The sequence below is a fragment of the Vibrio sp. 1F255 genome (assembly GCF_041439145.1).
Taxonomy (GTDB): Bacteria; Pseudomonadota; Gammaproteobacteria; order Enterobacterales; family Vibrionaceae; genus Vibrio; species Vibrio crassostreae_C.
The window spans coordinates 81,011-97,872 of sequence record NZ_JBGONQ010000001.1; the positions used below are offsets into that span (position 1 = coordinate 81,011).

Here is a 16,862-nt window from a genome sequence, read left to right on the forward strand (position 1 = left end):
ATGAAAAAGGAGCGATAAACGCTCCTTTTAGGGTAATAGTTTTTTTATACGGCGTCTTCGTCTTCTTCGCCAGTACGAATACGTACCACACGTTCAACTTCAGTAATGAAGATCTTACCGTCACCAATTTTACCTGTTTGAGCCGTCTCAATGATGGTATCAACACATTGGTCAGCCACTTCGTCGGTCACAACGATTTCTAGTTTCACTTTAGGTAAAAAGTCGACCATGTACTCTGCGCCGCGGTATAGCTCAGTATGACCTTTTTGACGTCCAAAGCCTTTAACTTCAGATACTGTCATACCCGTAATACCCACTTCTGCAAGTGCTTCACGTACATCATCAAGTTTGAATGGCTTGATAATGGCTTCAATCTTTTTCATGTTCATCCCTTAAACTGTGCGAATGGCTCATTATCGGTTAGCTATAGTAAACATTCAATGAAAAAAGCCAGAGCTTTAAAGCTCTGGCTCGAAATTTATCATCTTGTTTAATCAGCGCTTTGAGAAGGTTTTACTTAAGGCTTGCGTAGTAAGCGGCTAGATTCGCGATGTCTTCATCACTCAGCATTGAAGCTTGAGCCTGCATTACAGCGGCCAAACCGCCGGTGCGCTGGCCATTCTTATAGGCCTTAATTGATGAAGCGATGTATTGCTCGTTTTGACCTTTAAGGTTTGGATAGCCAGGGATCACTGCGATACCGTCTGCACCATGACATGCCGCACAGATTGCTGCTTTAGCTTGACCCGCAGCAACATCAGCCGCCAGAGCGTTACCACTCAATAGTCCAAATCCAAGAACTAATCCTAGTGTAATTTTCTTCATTGCATATTCCATTAATTATTTTTATTAAAGTGACGGTGAATTGTGACATAAACTTTTTCTACTTGCTCCAAAGCGCTTCACAATCTTGACCTTCGTAGTTTTTATCTACGAATAAGCCTAAAACAGCGATCACTCGATCGCCATCCATTAATATCGGCGTTCTGCGTCTTAACCAACTGGGTACTTGGTACTCTTGAAACAACTTCTTAAGCTTCCTGCTATGACCGCGCCCAACAGGGTGTGCTGACAATCCCTCAGGGTTAAATATCACTCGCAGTGTTCCTCTCGTTGTGTTGAGACTAAAATGTTGCGCATCACAGTGGTTAGATACACCATCACTCGCCGCTGAAGTTAAGTGTAGTTCCCCTAAACCGTCAGGCAAAACTAAGCTCTCTTCCATCGAGATATCACTTTGCCAGTTCGACAAGTCTTTGGTCTCTTTTACGACATGGAGCTGATGATTAAAACGTCTAACCTCAACCTCATTCAACACCAGCTTAGGGTTGGCGTCTGCCTGAGCACATGCCACCTCATCCCATATAAGTTTGAGCTGCTTTTGGCTCGGCATCGGTTGATTACAGCGGCTCAGCCACATTCTTAATAAGCGTGCACGCAGTAAATCAGAGTACTGAGATAATACCTCAATACTTAAGCTGTGCTTCTCAGTCAAAGCTTGTTGTAAGTGAGATTCTAACAACTCATCCAACAGTAACTCTTGCTCTGCACATAGCTGAGCACTACGACTGACCGATTCTCGAAAACTAGGCCAACGCTCGGTCAGTGTCGGAGTGACTTGATGACGAATAAAATTACGGTCAAAGCGAACGTCTTGATTACTCTCATCTTCTACCCAAGTTAAAGCCATATCGCGCGCCGCCACTTCAATATCCGTTCTCGTCACCGACAGCAGTGGGCGAACGATATGAGCACCTGAAAATGGCATCACTTTCGCCATTGAAGAGAGCCCTTTCGGACCACTGCCACGCTTAAGAGCTAACAAGAAGGTCTCGACTTGGTCATCGATGTGCTGGCCTGTCACTAACACATCACCTTGTCTAATATGCTTTTTAAGGGCTTGGTATCGCGCGTCTCGAGCCAGCTTTTCAACGCTTTCTCCACGGCTAATATCTAGCGAGACTCGTTCAATGAACAAGGATACCGACAAAGCATCACACCATGTTTTGCACTGCTCTGCCCAATAATCAGCATTGTTGCTTAAGCCGTGGTGAACATGTACCGCACAGCAATCGATGTGATGGGACTTAGCGAATTGGGCAGCCAACTCCAACAACACTCGTGAATCGACACCACCACTGAAAGCGACGATCAACCGACAAGGCTTAAGCGCGCTTTGATCAAGTACAGATGTGAAGGTATCAATTAAGTGTGTCATGAGGCTAATAAACCAAGAGATCGTGTGTTAAGGGATAATGTTTTAATAATAAAAAAGGGTTGGCACTGAGTCCAACCCTTTCATCATTTGTTCGTATAGCTAGCCTTATCGCTAAGGCAAGTTATCAGCAGTAGCCGTAGCTCATTAGACGCTGGTAACGACGCTCAAGCAGCGTTTCGTTATCAAACTGCTCTAGCTCTTCTAGCTGTTTAACTAACATGTCTTTCATGTTTTGAGCGGTTTGTGCAGGGTCGCGGTGCGCGCCACCTAGAGGCTCAGGAATGATTTCGTCGATAAGCTCAAGCTCTTTAAGACGAGGAGCAATCAGGCCCATCGCTTCAGCTGCTTGTGGTGCTTTATCTGAATCGCGCCATAAGATTGAAGCACAACCTTCTGGAGAGATTACTGAGTACGTAGAGTACTGAAGCATGTTCACGTAGTCACCAACACCAATCGCTAGTGCACCACCAGAACCGCCTTCACCCACAACGTTACAGATAACAGGAACTGAAAGGCCAGCCATCACTTTTAGGTTTTTAGCGATAGCTTCAGATTGACCACGCTCTTCAGCACCAACACCTGGGTATGCGCCCGCTGTGTCGATGAAAGTAATAATAGGCATGTTGAAACGCTCAGCAGTTTCCATTAGACGTAGCGCCTTACGGTAACCTTCTGGCTTTGGCATACCAAAGTTACGGATCACTTTCTCTTTAGTCTCACGACCTTTCTGGTGACCAATAACCATAACAGGACGGCCATTTAGACGAGCCATACCACCCACAATAGCTTTGTCGTCAGCGTAAGCGCGATCGCCCGCCATCTCTTCAAACTCTGTGAATGCATGCTCCAGGTAATCTTTGGTGTAAGGACGTTGAGGGTGACGAGCAAGTTGAGCTACCTGCCATGCACCTAAGTCACTAAAGATTTTCTGTTTAAGCTCTAAGCTTTTTTTCTCTAGTTGTTCGATTTCTTTGTCTAGATCTACCGCTGTGTCACCACCGTGACGCGAAACGTCACGTAGCGCTTCGATTTTTGCTTCAAGTTCAGCGATAGGCTTTTCAAATTCTAGAAAGTTCAGGCTCATCTATGAATCCTTGTTGATTCAGCTCGGCATTCGCGAAGCTAAATTTTAGTTAAATTCGAGTTCTACTTGGCTATTTCCAAGCAGCTGTTTTAATTCGTCTAGTAATGTATCACTTGGCGTCACGCGCCATTCTGTGCCCAATGTTAACCGCGCTCTAGCGTCGGCACGCTGGTAGTATACATTGACTGGGACCGTTCCGGCTCTATAAGGTTCTAAGATTTGACTAAAGCGTTCAAAAAATTGACCGTTAATTTGGGATTGGTCGATAGATATCGACACCCCACGAGCATATTTCTCACGGGCGCTTCCTAAGTCCATGACCTCGCGCGCGGACATTTTAAGCCCGCCATTGAAATCATCAAAGCTGACCTGTCCGGAAACGACCACAATTTTGTCTTTTTCGAGCAATTCTGCGTAGCGATCGAGCGCATCCGAGAACAACATCACTTCCATTCGGCCCGAACGGTCATCAAGTGTCATCAAACCAATTCGCGTGCCGCGCTTCGTCGTCATCACTCTCGCAGCAATCACCAAGCCTGCAATTGTTAGTGATTGGTCACGACGCGTTGGCGTGGCATCTTTCAAACGACAGCTAGTGTATTTCGCTAACTCTTTGATGTAAGCGTTAACCGGGTGACCCGTTAAATACAAACCAAGCGTTTCACGTTCACCTTCAAGCCAAACCTTCTCAGGCCATTTAGGCACTTGGGTATACTTGTGTTCAACCTCTTCCGGAGCGTCGGTCAACACGCCAAACATATCAGATTGACCAAAAGACTCGGCATGATGATGTTGACTCGCCGCCTTCACCGCATCTTTCAAAGATGCCATCATTGCCGCTCGGTGAGGACCTAATCTATCTAAGGCTCCGGATAGAATCAACTTTTCGATAACACGTTTGTTGACCTTCTTCAGATCAAGGCGTGCACAGAAGTCGAATAAGTCTTTAAAGTAACCGCCTTTATTTCGCGCTTCAATGATCGCTTCAATAGGGCCTTCACCGACCCCTTTGATCGCACCGATGCCATAAACAATCGCGCCATCTTCATCCACATTGAAACGGTATAAACCTGAGTTGATATCTGGTGGTAAAAGCTTGAGCTTCATACGGAAACATTCATCAACAAGGCCGATAACCTTCTCGGTGTTATCCATATCCGCTGTCATTACCGCAGCCATAAATTCCGCTGGGTAGTGCGTTTTCAGCCATAGCGTTTGATAAGAAACCAGTGCGTATGCGGCCGAGTGAGATTTGTTAAAGCCGTAGCCCGCAAATTTCTCTACCAAGTCAAAGATCTTCATGGCCAGTTCGCCATCAACACCATTGGCTTCAGCGCCCTCTTTAAAGGTACCACGCTGCTTTGCCATCTCTTCTGGCTTTTTCTTACCCATCGCACGACGCAACATATCCGCTCCGCCAAGCGTATAACCAGCGAGGATCTGTGCGATTTGCATTACCTGTTCTTGGTACAGGATGATGCCGTACGTAGGTTCTAGTGTCTCTTTAAGCGATTCGTGCTGCCACGTTTCATCTGGGTATGAAACCGCTTCTCGGCCGTGCTTACGGTCGATAAAGTTATCTACCATGCCTGATTGCAGAGGACCCGGACGGAACAAGGCTACCAATGCGATAATATCTTCAAAACAGTCCGGTTGTAGACGTTTGATCAGGTCTTTCATACCACGCGATTCCAGCTGGAATACCGCGGTGGTTTCAGAATTTTGTAATAGGTTAAATGACGCTTGGTCATCAAGAGGAATCGACTCGATACGAACCGGCTCTTTGCCTTCTTTCTTCAGGCGAGGGTTTACAAGGCCTAACGCCCAATCGATGATGGTCAGAGTACGTAGACCCAAGAAGTCGAACTTAACCAAACCGGCGGTTTCAACGTCATTCTTATCGAATTGCGTTACTGGGAAGTTACCTTCTGCATCGGCATAGATTGGCGCAAAATCGGTGATCGTGGTGGGTGAGATAACAACACCGCCCGCGTGCTTACCGGCATTTCGCGTACAACCTTCAAGGATGCGACACTTATCGATCAGCTCACGAACTTCTTCATCGCCATCGTAAAGCTCTGGCAATGCAGGTTCAGCAAGGAATGCTTTCTCTAGCGTCATACCCGGGTCTGGCGGTACAAGCTTTGAAATTCGATCGACGAAACCAAACGGGTGACCCAGTACACGGCCTACATCGCGGATTACCGCTTTTGCCGCCATGGTACCAAAGGTGATGATCTGAGAAACGGCATCACGACCGTACATTTCAGCCACGTGATCAATAACTTGGTCACGCTTATCCATACAGAAGTCGATATCGAAATCGGGCATGGATACACGTTCTGGGTTCAAGAAACGTTCGAAAAGTAGATCGTATTCAAGTGGATCGAGATCGGTGATATCCAAGGCGTAAGCGACTAGAGAGCCGGCACCAGAACCACGGCCAGGACCTACTGGCACATCGTTGTCTTTTGACCACTGGATGAACTCCATTACGATCAAGAAGTAACCTGGGAAACCCATGTTGTTAACAACTTCGAGCTCAATCTTGAGTCGCTCATCGTATTCCGGTCTGCGCTCAGCACGCACTTTTTCATCTGGGAATAGGAACGCTAGACGTCGCTCAAGGCCTTCTTCAGATTTCTTGATCAAGAAGTCTTCAATCGCCAAACCTTCCGTTGGGAAGTTAGGCAGGAAGTACTCGCCCAGACGAACCGTTACATTACAACGCTTAGCAATCTCAACACTGTTCTCAAGTGCTTCAGGGATATCGGAGAACAACTCGCACATCTCTTCTTCGCTACGAAGATACTGTTGCGCGCTGTAATTTTTAGGACGACGAGGATCGACCATAGTGAAACCATCATGAATTGCCACGCGGATTTCATGGGCATCAAACAGGTCTTCAGTTAGGAATACTACTTCGTTGGTTGCAACAACAGGCAAGTCTTCCTGCTCAGCCAGTTCCAACGCAAAGTGCAGGTAAGACTCTTCATCCGGACGTCCGGTACGAATCAGCTCAAGGTAAAAACGATCAGGGAAGTATGTTTTGTAAAACTCAACGCTGCTTGCAACCAACTCTCGATTGCCTTTCAGCAGCGCCTTACCAATCTCACCCTCTTTTGCTCCCGATAGAAGAATCAGGCCTTCGGCATGTTCAATCAGCCACTCTTTATCAATAACAGGCTGATGTTGAACATGACCACGAAGGTAAGCTTTTGAAATCAATAATGTTAGGTTGTTATAACCTTTATTATTCGTTGCAATAACAGTGAGCTTGGTTAATTCATCGCCAAAATCCGGAGACTGCATCAAGAAGTCAGCACCAATAATAGGTTTAACCCCACACCCATGGGCAGTACCGTAAAACTTCACCAAACCACACAGGTTGGTAAAGTCGGTCAATGCTAGAGCAGGCATACCCATTTCAGCGACTTTTTTAACTAATGGTGGCACCTTGGATAGGCCATCCACCATCGAAAAGTCACTGTGTACGCGTAGGTGAACAAATTTTGGATCTGACATTATTTTTCCTGAGTTCTAGGTTTGAGCCTAGGATTACAACTGTGTGTATTCTATTTTTTTCTAATACAAGTTAGCAACTTTATTCGATGCTAAGCTCTAGTTAACGTAAAGCTCTAGTCTATGCCAAGAATACGTTTTACTGGCTTAAAGCTCTTTCGGTAATGCTCGGTTACACCATGTTTTTCAATCGCTTCGAAATGCGCTTTGGTCGGGTAACCTTTATGCTTAGCAAAACCAAACTCTGGATGCAGTTTGTCGAGTTCTTCCATCTCTTGGTCGCGAACCACTTTAGCGATAATAGACGCCGCACTGATCTCTGCTACTCGTAAATCGCCCTTTACAATAGCCAGACCGTCCATTGGAAGTTGAGGAACACGGTTACCATCGATCAGTGCCATGTCAGGCTGAACGCTCAACCCAGCGATAGCGCGCTGCATGGCGACCATGGTTGCCTGCAGGATGTTCAACTCATCAATTTCTTGTGGTGAACAACGACCAACCGACCACGCCAATGCTTTCTCTTTAATTTCAGGAAGCAGAGCAAGGCGCTTTTTCTCAGACAGTTTTTTTGAATCGTTTAAGCCTTCGATTGGGTTGTTTGGATCGAGGATAACCGCAGCAGTCACCACGTCGCCAACCAAAGGGCCACGTCCTACTTCATCCACGCCAGCAAACAGCTGGTAGCCTTGCGGGTATTCAAATGGAGGAAGCTCTTTTTTCTCTTTTACTGCCATAACTAATCTCTTAATATTCTGTAAGTAAGCGCTTTATGCTTCAACAAAAGGTCGGTCAATCAATTTCAATACTGCGTTAGCGGCTTGTTTGTCTGCGTCTTTACGGATCCAGTGATGCATCTCGGTAAAGCGTTCGATCAAGGCACTGTTATCGGCTGATAGCATTTTATCGACAGACGGGAACAAAAAGTCTGGGTGGCACTCTTCAAGAATATGCTCTTTCACGATCTCTTCACCAGCCAAAATATTCGGCAGTGACACAAACTCAGTGATCGCCAATTTCTTAACAATGTAACCCGTCAGCTTATTTACTTTGTAACCAACCACCATAGGGCGTTTAAGCAACATACATTCAAGAGCCACGGTACCTGAAGCCAAGAGCACAGAATCAGCGGCGGTAATCACGTTGGTTGCCGTATCTTCGACTAACGTGAATTCAAGCTCAGGTGCGGTCGATTGCCAGATTTCAGTAAACTGCTTTTTACGCTGTTCGTTAACGAGCGCAACAACAAAATTGATATCCGGATACTTCTGCTTGGTACGTTGGCAAGTTTCGATAAATGGTTGAGCAATCAAACCCATCTCACCACCACGACTACCCGGCAATACAGCTAACCATTGCTTGTCTTGATCTAAGCCTAACAGCTCACGTGCATCTTGTTTGCTTGGTTCTAAAGGAATAGCATCAGCTAACGTGTGACCAACAAATTCACAGGCAACGTTGTATTTATCATAAAACGCTTTCTCAAATGGCAGGAAGGCCAAAACCAAGTCGGTTGCTTTGTCGATTTTAAAGATACGTTTAGGACGCCAAGCCCACACGGAAGGGCTCACGTAATGAACCGTTTTAATGCCGGCGTTCTTAAGATCGAGTTCAAGTCTTAGGTTGAAGTCAGGCGCATCGATACCCACAAACACATCTGGCGGGTTTTGAGTGAAATACTTTACCAGCTCTGCTTTCACTTTTAATAAGCGAGGTAAACGGCCAAGTACTTCAACTAAGCCCATGACAGCCAGCTCTTCCATCTCGAAAAGAGACTCACAACCAAGCGCCTTCATTTTTGGTCCGCCAATACCCACGAATTCAGCGTTCGGGTACTGCGATTTGATTGCTTTGATAAAACCTTCGCCAAGCGTGTCACCAGAGAGTTCTCCGACAACGATACCTACGCGCAGTGGTTCATTCGAAACAAAGTCCGTGCTGTTGGTTGCTGTTTCTTGCTGTGCCATAGTTTTCCAATTCCCTTCTTGCCTAAAACAAAAAAGATCGCCTAATGATTAGCGATCTTTTTGTTATACCAATCTGATTAAGTAATTATTGTCATACTTACGCGGATTGGTACATAACCACATCGAGTATTAACGAATAATACCGCGCTCAGAGTTCTCTAGCATTTCAAGCATAGGAACTACCGAAGTAAACTCTTTTGCCATTTCCACTAAAGCCGCTTTCGCTTCTTCAAGTGTTTTACCTGAACGGTATAGCTCTTTGTACGCTTTCTGTAGTGCACGAATTTCAGGTTTCTCAAATCCGTTACGCTTCAAGCCTACTAGGTTAAGGCCGAATGGAGCCGCGTGGTTACCCTGTGCAAGCACGTACGGCAGTACATCTTGAACAACTGCAGAACAGCCACCAATGTATGCGTAAGCACCAATTGAGCAGAATGGGTGAATCGCAGAAAGTGCCATAACACCAGCGTAGTCGCCAACCGTTACATGACCGCCAAGAATAGCGTTGTTACCAATGTGTGTGTGGTTACCAACAATAACATCGTGCGCTACGTGAGCATTAACACAAAGTAAGTTGTCATCACCAATCACTGTGGTTGCTTTGTCTTGAACCGTACCACGATGGATTTGAACCGCTTCACGAATTACGTTGCGATCACCGATCACAACTGTTGTGTCTTCGCCGCCGTATTTCTTATCTTGGTTTTCTTCACCGATAACAGCGTGTGGGAAGATACGGTTTTCTTTACCAATGGTTGTGTGACCTTTGATCACAACGTGCGACATCACTTCAGTGTCGTCTCCAATGGTCACGTTACCAGCAATGTAAGTGAAAGGCCCAACCGTCACGTTAGCACCGATAGTTACATCACCTTCGATTACTGCTGCCGGGTGAATTTTCGCTGTTTCATGAATCATATTAAAACTCTCTACGAGCACATTTAAGTTCAGCTGAACATACAACTACGCCGTCAACCTTAGCAACACCATTAAACGATGCGATGCCACGACGTTCTTTTAAAAATTCAACTTCGATAACCAGTTGGTCACCAGGTACTACTGGCTTACGGAATTTTGCTTTATCAACACTTGCAAAGTAGTAAAGCTCGTTGCCAGAAGGCGCACCAAAAGATTTAAATGCTAGAAGGCCTGTTGCTTGTGCCATTGCTTCTAAGATCAACACGCCTGGGAATACAGGAAGTTGTGGGAAGTGGCCTGTGAACTGAGGTTCGTTAACAGAGACATTCTTAATCGCAGTCAGTGTTTTTTCTTTTTCAAAGCTAGTCACACGATCAACCATTAAGAATGGGTAGCGATGAGGTAATAGTTCCTGAATTTCAGTAATGTTCATCGTTGTCTGTTCAGTAGTCAAAGTCGTATTCCTATATATATTCTTTATTTAATTAGAAGGATTATAAACGAAAAAGACTCGCTGTACGCGAGCCTTTTATTAGAAATGCTGGAATTATGATTCCGCGCTCTTCTCGATAAGTTTTTCAACGGTTTTCAAACGCTTGTTCATTTCATCAATTCGATGAACACGCGTTGCTGTTTTACGCCAATCTTTATTTGGCTGTAAAGGAATACCTGAAGAGTACATGCCTTTCTCAGTGATGCTGCGCATTACCATCCCCATACCGGTGATTGTAACGCCATCAACGATTTCAATGTGACCATTAATCACACTGCCGCCACCAATAATACAGTACTTACCTATCGTCGTGCTGCCTGCGATGATAGTACCACCCGCAAGAGCAGAACCATATCCGATGTGAACATTGTGAGCAATTTGAAGTTGGTTATCTAAGATAACGTTATCTTCAATGATTGTGTCATCTAATGCACCACGGTCAATGGTAGTACACGCGCCGATTTCTACGCGGTTACCAATGCGAACAGAACCCACTTGCGGGATCTTAACCCACTCACCTTTCTCGTTCGCATAGCCAAAGCCATCAGAGCCAATAACAGTACTTGATTGGATCAGACATCCTTCACCAATCACAACTTCATGGTAAACACTTACGTTAGCCCACAGCTTAGTGCCTGCGCCAATTTTTGCATTTTTACCAATAAAGCAACCAGCACCGATGATCACATCATCACTAAGTACTACACCAGACTCAATCACAGCGTTCGCGCCAATAGACACATTTTGTCCAATGGTTGCTTCGCTAGAGATTGAAGCAGAATCAGCAATAGCCGCTGCGGGAGCAGGAGTAGTATCAAGCGCTTGAGCAACTTTAGCAAAAGCAACATAAGGGTCATTAACCACAATCACGTTAGTCTTGCACAGTTCACGCTCACTCTCTTTAACCATAATAGCGGACGCTTTACAGTCACCTAGGTGCTTGCTGTACTTCACGTTAGAAAGGAACGTAATGTTACCTTCTTGCGCTTTATCCATCGGAGCGACTGCTGAAACGGTAATTGTACCATCTCCGTGTAGCTCTCCCCCGGTAATCGTTGCCAATTCGGCTAAAGTCAGATTCTTCATAAAACTTATTTCAGTGCTTTAATTACTTTCTCAGAGATGTTGTATTCTGGCTTGCCGTATTGCAGAGCTTGAATATCAACGATCATGTCGTAGCCTTCTTTCTCTGCAACTTTCGTTACAGCATCTTGAATCACTTTGAATAGCTTCTGCTTCTCTTGTGCTTCACGACGTTGGCTTGCTTTTTCTAGTGCTTGAGCTTTGATTTTGTACTTGCTGTCTAGTTGGCCTACTTCGATACGTAGCTTTTCAACTTCGTCAGGACCTAGTAGCTCGCCATCACGCTTAAGCTTTTCAATCTTGGTTTTCGCTTCAGCTTGAATGCTCTGTAGCTCAGCCGCTTTATCTTTGAACTCTTCCTGCATTTTTTGAAGAACAACTTCACGCTGAGGTAGAGCCTGGAATACTTGTGCAGTGTTTACATAACCCACTTTTTGCGCAGCTTCAGCAGCTGTTGCAAAGAAAGAAGAGCTAAGAACTACAAGGCCTAAACCTGCTGCTTTAATCATATTTTTCAAAATATTGTCCTTTAAATATTAGAAAGTTCTACCAATGGTAAATGTGAAGAACTCTTCATCATCACCTTCGTAAACTTTAATTGGTTTCGCTAGAGAGAAAACCAGTGGGCCCATTGGTGACATCCATTGAAGAGCGGCACCATAAGATGAACGGTAATTTGTTGGGTCAGAGTAATCGTAGTAGTACTGGCTGCCACTATTTGGTGCGCCGCGGTCTACGAACTCTGTGTCCCATACACTTGCCATGTCGAAGAAAACACTGGTTCGAATCTGGCTGCGCGCTTCATCAGAAGCAAACGGCGTTGGTACAATTAACTCTAAGCTTGCTAAGGCAACCGCGTTACCACCCACTGAATCATCAGTAGCGGTATCATAGGTTGGGTTGTTACCTGTGCTGCTTCCGTAAACGGCTTTCGGGCCAGCTGAGTTAGAACCAAAGCCACGTAGGGTTGTAAAACCACCTGCGTAGTAGTTCTCGTAGAATGGGAACAAGTTATCGTTACCATCTGTTTGACCATAACCATTACCATAGCCTAATCGGCCACGCATCAATAGTGTGAACTCATGCTTTTTGGTCAGCGGGATGTAATGTTTTACATCGTACTGCATTTTGAAGTACTGAGCATCAGAGCCTGGTACCGTCATTTTAGCGAAAGCACGTTGGTGGTTACCCTCTGTTGGGAAGAAACCACGGTTCAAGTTGTTACGCGTCCAAGAGATATTGATATCGAAGTCATCAGTTAAGATGTGCTCATCACCGTATTGGTCGATACTTCTCGCAAACTGTTCAACCTGGATATAAGTCGGTACGTTACCGATCTTGTTGTGCGTATAGCCAACACCGAACTCAATGCGGTTCAGCTCATCCATAGGGAAACCCCAGGTTAAGCTCGTACCATAACTTTGGTTGGTATAGTCGACGATGCCCGCTTCAGAGGCTTCAAATTCGTTGTAGAAGATCTTACCGCCTAAGCTCACACCATCCAGGTTCCAGTATGGGTCACGGTAGTCTAAGCTCACGTTTTTTTGGTAATCGTTCATCATGGCACTTACGCCAACACGGTTACCAGAGCCCGCAAAGTTGTCTTGTTGCAGGCCAACTTGGAAACTCACACCAGATTCAGTACCGTAGCCGACACCAAAGTTGATACTGCCTGAGTTCGCTTCCTTAACGTTGTAAACCAAATCAACTTGGTCTTCACTGCCAGGAACACGCACTGTTTGTACATCAACCGTTTCAAAGAAACCTAAACGGTTAAGACGGCTCTTACCGGTATCAATGGACTTAGAGTTAAGCCAGCTGCCTTCCATTTGACGCATTTCACGACGCAGTACTTCGTCTTTCGTTGAGTTGTTACCCGTGAATCGAATATCACGAACATAGATACGGCTGCCCGCTTCTACATTGATAACCAACGACACTTCTTTGGTCTCATCGTCAAATTCAGGAATCGTGCGAACTTGTGGGTACGCGTAGCCAGATTCACCAAGAATTCGTTTTACGTTCTCTTCCAAAGACGTTACCGAAGAACCGTTGTACGTATCGCCGTCTTCGAATGGCACTAACGCTTCGAAGTCAGCCTCACGACCGATTAATTCACCACGGAAAGAGACATCTTTAACGGTGTAGGCTTCGCCTTCATCGAGGCCAAGCGTGATGTAAACACCTTTTTTGTCTGGAGAGATCGCCACCTGCGTAGAGTCAACCTTAAACTTAAGGTAACCACGGTCAAGGTAGTAAGATTTCAGCGCTTCGATATCACCGGCTAATACTTGCTTTTGGTATTTTTCATCCGCAAGGAAATTCCACCATGCAACATCAACATTCAGATTGAAACGACTAAGCAGTTCAGAGTCAGAGAAGACTTCATTACCGATAAAGTTGATTTGCTGAATCTTAGCGGATACGCCCTCAGTAAACACAAACTTAAGGTCAGAACGGTTACGTGGCAGAGGTGTCACAACCGCTTTTACTGTCGCGTTGTACTTACCAACACTGTAGTAAAAATCTTCAAGGCCTTTTTCAATGTTACTCAGCGTAGTACGGTCAAGGGCTTCACCTTCACGAACACCAGACGCATCTAGGTTCTGCTGAAGCTGTTCTTCTTTAATCGCTTTATTACCAGAGAATGAGATGCTTGCGATGGTCGGTCGTTCTTGAACTTGAACAATCAATACACCTTCATCACGAAGGACTTTAACGTCCTCAAAGTTGCCCGAAGCATACAATGCACGAATGATCTCAGACACATCGCTTTCATCCACTTCATCGCCAATACGTACTGGCATTTTCAGTAGAGCTGCACCAAGTGCAACACGCTGTAAACCTTCGATCTTGATATCTTGAACTACAAAGTTTTGTGCTCCGTTCGCAGCCACACTAGTGGCCAATAGACTTGCGAACAGAATTTGCTTAATCGCCATACTTATTCTAATTATTCCTTGCTACTACCAATGCCTGTGAGAAACCATTCACAGACGAGTAAAATCGTTAAATATTGCCAGAGCCATCAATGAGAAGAGGATTGCCCCTCCCACTCTGTATCCCATTTCCTGAACTTTCTCAGGTACCGGTTTACGAGTAACGGCCTCAATAGCGAAAAACAGCAAATGTCCGCCATCAAGCATAGGCAGCGGAACCAAATTAATAATCCCTAAGTTAACACTAATCAGAGCCAAAAAGCCCAAGAAGTAAACCAGACCATAATCGGCGGTTGTACCTGCACCTTTAGCGATTGAAATAGGGCCACTCAAGTTGTTTAAGCCAACATCACCAACGATGAGCTTCTTAAGCATTGTCAGTGTCAATCCAATGATTTGACCTGTTTTATCAAATGCTTTTCCTACAGACTCAATTACACCAAATTGTAACTCAAAGCGATAATCTTCTGGCCATTCTGCGACTTCCGGAGCAATACCTGCATAGCCGATTGTCGAACCATCAGAAAGCTCTCGACTTTTTGGTGTCATAACCAATGACTGCTCGGCACCATTTCGCAATACGACCAAGTCCAATGATGTCATTGGATTAGCACGAATTAACTCAACAACCGACTGCCACTGTTCAATAGGTTGCCCGTTAATCTCAACAATTTTATCGCCAGCTTCAAGACCTGCATCGTATGCAGCGCCATCATCAATGATTTGAGCCAGTACGGTCGATATCTCTGGAGAATACGGTCTAAAGCCCAGCGTTGTCATTGCAGATTCAGTTTCTGGGTTGAACGACCAGTCTGAAATATCCAATGTCATTTGTTGCTCAAAGCCGATGTCGTCTTGAGAAGCAACCGTCACTGTCATGGATTGATCACCAATGTGCGATATCAACCCCATATTGACTGATTCCCAATCTGCGGTTTTGATTCCTGAAATAGATTTAAGTTCCATTCCAGTTTCAATTCCGGCTTGTGCAGCAATAGATTGTGGAGTGACTTCACCAATCACGGGCTTAACCGCGGGTACGCCAATCAAAAATACTAACCAATACGCGAACACCGCAAAGATAAAGTTGAATGCAGGGCCTGCACCCACAATCGCCGTTCGTTTCCAAAGCGGCTTCTTGTCGAAAGCGTACTGCTGTTGATCTTCAGAAAGATCGTCAACACGACCATCGAGCATCTTAACGTAGCCGCCCAGTGGAATCACTGACAAGCTGTATTCAGTACCATCACGGCCCACTTTACTCCAGATTGATTTACCAAAACCAATCGAGAATTTTTCAACTTTCACACCACAACGACGAGCGACCCAGAAGTGTCCAAACTCATGAACAGCAACCAGAATGCCAAGCGCTACGATAAAAGATGCGAAGTTCCACAGAATTCCACTCATGCTAGCTGCTCTTTAATAAATTGAATGGCTATTTGACGAGACATATTATCGAGCTCGAGAAGGCTTTCCAAGCTATCTAAACCCTCAGAGTTATGTTGTTCACATACTTTGCTCATAACGTGTTCGTTAATGACAGCAATATCGGTAAACTTCACCTGATTGTTCAAGAAAGCATCGACCGCGATCTCGTTTGCTGCATTAATGGCTGTTGTCGCATGCTGACCTAAGTAGCACGCTTCAATCGCTAACCTCAAACACGGGTAACGACTGAAATCTGGTTCTAAGAAGGTAAGCTCACCCACTTTAGTAAAGTCTAAAGGCTTAACACCCGCCTCGGTACGATTAGGGTAAGACATCGTCAAAGCGATTGGCGTTGCCATATCTGGTTCGCCCATTTGAGCAAGCACAGAGCCATCCTTGTACTGAACCATCGAGTGAATCACAGACTGCGGGTGAATGATGACCTTTAACTGCTCCTGAGAAGCATTAAATAGCCATTTCGCTTCAATGTACTCTAGCCCTTTATTCATCATAGTCGCAGAATCGACAGAGATCTTAGGCCCCATAGACCAGTTAGGGTGTGCAATTGCGCGTTCAGGAGTCACTGATTCGAGTTCAGCCACATCGGTATAACGGAAAGGACCACCAGAACCAGTCAGAAGAATATGGTTAATGCCGTTTTCTTCAAGGTTACAGCGGCCTAGGTTAGTTTGTACGTTCTGCGGAAGGCATTGGAAAATAGCATTATGCTCGCTATCGACAGGAAGCAGCTCTGCACCGTATTTTTCCACGGCGTCGATAAACAACTGCCCAGACATCACCAAAGCTTCTTTGTTTGCAAGCAAGATACGCTTGCCCGCTTTAACCGCAGACATAGTAGGAAGTAAACCAGCGGCACCAACAATCGCGGCCATTACCGTGTCCACTTCCTCTAGAGAAGCAACCTGACACATGCCTTCAGTGCCTGAAAGTACTTTTACGTTAGGGTAACTCACGGACAACACTTCAGTCAGTTGAGACGCTGCATCAGAGCAAGCCATAGCAACATAGCTTGGTTGCCACTTTTCAACTAACGCCAGCATCTTTTCAACATTCGAGCCTGCAGCCAGTGCAACCACTGAATAGAGATCTGGGTTTTGCTCAACGACTTTTAGTGTACTTGCACCAATTGAGCCGGTAGCGCCAAGGATAGTTAGATTTCGCATCACATATGACCGTAGAAATGTAA

Annotated in this window: 14 protein-coding genes; all 14 read right to left on the bottom strand. The window is 45.4% G+C overall.

Annotation, left to right across the window (positions count from 1 at the left end):
• Positions 1-44 precede the first annotated feature (44 nt).
• The 14 genes from glnB to ispC all read right to left on the bottom strand — a co-directional run bounded on the left by glnB (position 45) and on the right by ispC (position 16,839).
• On the bottom strand, positions 45-383 hold the full coding sequence (gene glnB / locus ACED41_RS00415; RefSeq protein ID WP_017063373.1) for a nitrogen regulatory protein P-II: 339 nt from the start codon (positions 381-383) through the stop codon (positions 45-47).
• A gap of 130 nt (positions 384-513) precedes the next feature.
• Complete coding sequence (locus ACED41_RS00420; RefSeq protein WP_170791809.1) at positions 514-837, bottom strand: cytochrome c; 324 nt, start codon at positions 835-837, stop codon at positions 514-516.
• A gap of 46 nt (positions 838-883) precedes the next feature.
• Positions 884-2,218, bottom strand: a complete 1,335-nt coding sequence (gene tilS / locus ACED41_RS00425; RefSeq protein ID WP_017060730.1) for a tRNA lysidine(34) synthetase TilS — start codon at positions 2,216-2,218, stop codon at positions 884-886.
• 124 nt (positions 2,219-2,342) lie between these two features.
• Entirely contained in the window at positions 2,343-3,302 is a 960-nt protein-coding gene (gene accA, locus ACED41_RS00430) for an acetyl-CoA carboxylase carboxyl transferase subunit alpha (RefSeq protein WP_017060731.1), read from the bottom strand.
• 45 nt (positions 3,303-3,347) lie between these two features.
• Positions 3,348-6,827, bottom strand: coding sequence for a DNA polymerase III subunit alpha (dnaE, locus tag ACED41_RS00435; protein WP_371724318.1), 3,480 nt, complete (start codon positions 6,825-6,827; stop codon positions 3,348-3,350).
• Between the two features lie 113 nt (positions 6,828-6,940).
• A complete protein-coding gene (gene rnhB, locus ACED41_RS00440; protein WP_017069379.1) occupies positions 6,941-7,561 on the bottom strand; it encodes a ribonuclease HII in 621 nt (206 codons plus the stop codon).
• 33 nt (positions 7,562-7,594) lie between these two features.
• Positions 7,595-8,791 carry a lipid-A-disaccharide synthase gene (gene lpxB, locus ACED41_RS00445; protein WP_371724319.1) on the bottom strand — a complete coding sequence of 399 codons (1,197 nt, stop codon included), beginning with the start codon at positions 8,789-8,791 and terminating at the stop codon, positions 7,595-7,597.
• Positions 8,792-8,920: 129 nt separating this feature from the next.
• Complete coding sequence (gene lpxA, locus ACED41_RS00450; protein ID WP_017069381.1) at positions 8,921-9,709, bottom strand: acyl-ACP--UDP-N-acetylglucosamine O-acyltransferase; 789 nt, start codon at positions 9,707-9,709, stop codon at positions 8,921-8,923.
• A 1-nt stretch (position 9,710) separates the two neighbouring features.
• A complete protein-coding gene (gene fabZ, locus ACED41_RS00455; RefSeq protein ID WP_009847408.1) occupies positions 9,711-10,163 on the bottom strand; it encodes a 3-hydroxyacyl-ACP dehydratase FabZ in 453 nt (150 codons plus the stop codon).
• Between the two features lie 93 nt (positions 10,164-10,256).
• A complete protein-coding gene (gene lpxD, locus ACED41_RS00460) occupies positions 10,257-11,288 on the bottom strand; it encodes a UDP-3-O-(3-hydroxymyristoyl)glucosamine N-acyltransferase (RefSeq protein WP_171732507.1) in 1,032 nt (343 codons plus the stop codon).
• Positions 11,289-11,293: 5 nt separating this feature from the next.
• Positions 11,294-11,794, bottom strand: a complete 501-nt coding sequence (locus ACED41_RS00465) for an OmpH family outer membrane protein (protein WP_017056311.1) — start codon at positions 11,792-11,794, stop codon at positions 11,294-11,296.
• A 27-nt stretch (positions 11,795-11,821) separates the two neighbouring features.
• A complete protein-coding gene (bamA, locus tag ACED41_RS00470; protein ID WP_017060735.1) occupies positions 11,822-14,227 on the bottom strand; it encodes an outer membrane protein assembly factor BamA in 2,406 nt (801 codons plus the stop codon).
• Positions 14,228-14,275: 48 nt separating this feature from the next.
• Positions 14,276-15,634 carry a sigma E protease regulator RseP gene (rseP, locus tag ACED41_RS00475; RefSeq protein WP_017060736.1) on the bottom strand — a complete coding sequence of 453 codons (1,359 nt, stop codon included), beginning with the start codon at positions 15,632-15,634 and terminating at the stop codon, positions 14,276-14,278.
• Positions 15,631-16,839: a 1-deoxy-D-xylulose-5-phosphate reductoisomerase gene (gene ispC / locus ACED41_RS00480; protein WP_017060737.1), complete on the bottom strand. Its 1,209-nt coding sequence runs from the start codon at positions 16,837-16,839 to the stop codon at positions 15,631-15,633. Before ispC ends, rseP begins: the two co-directional genes overlap by 4 nt.
• Between the last annotated feature and the right edge of the window lie 23 nt (positions 16,840-16,862).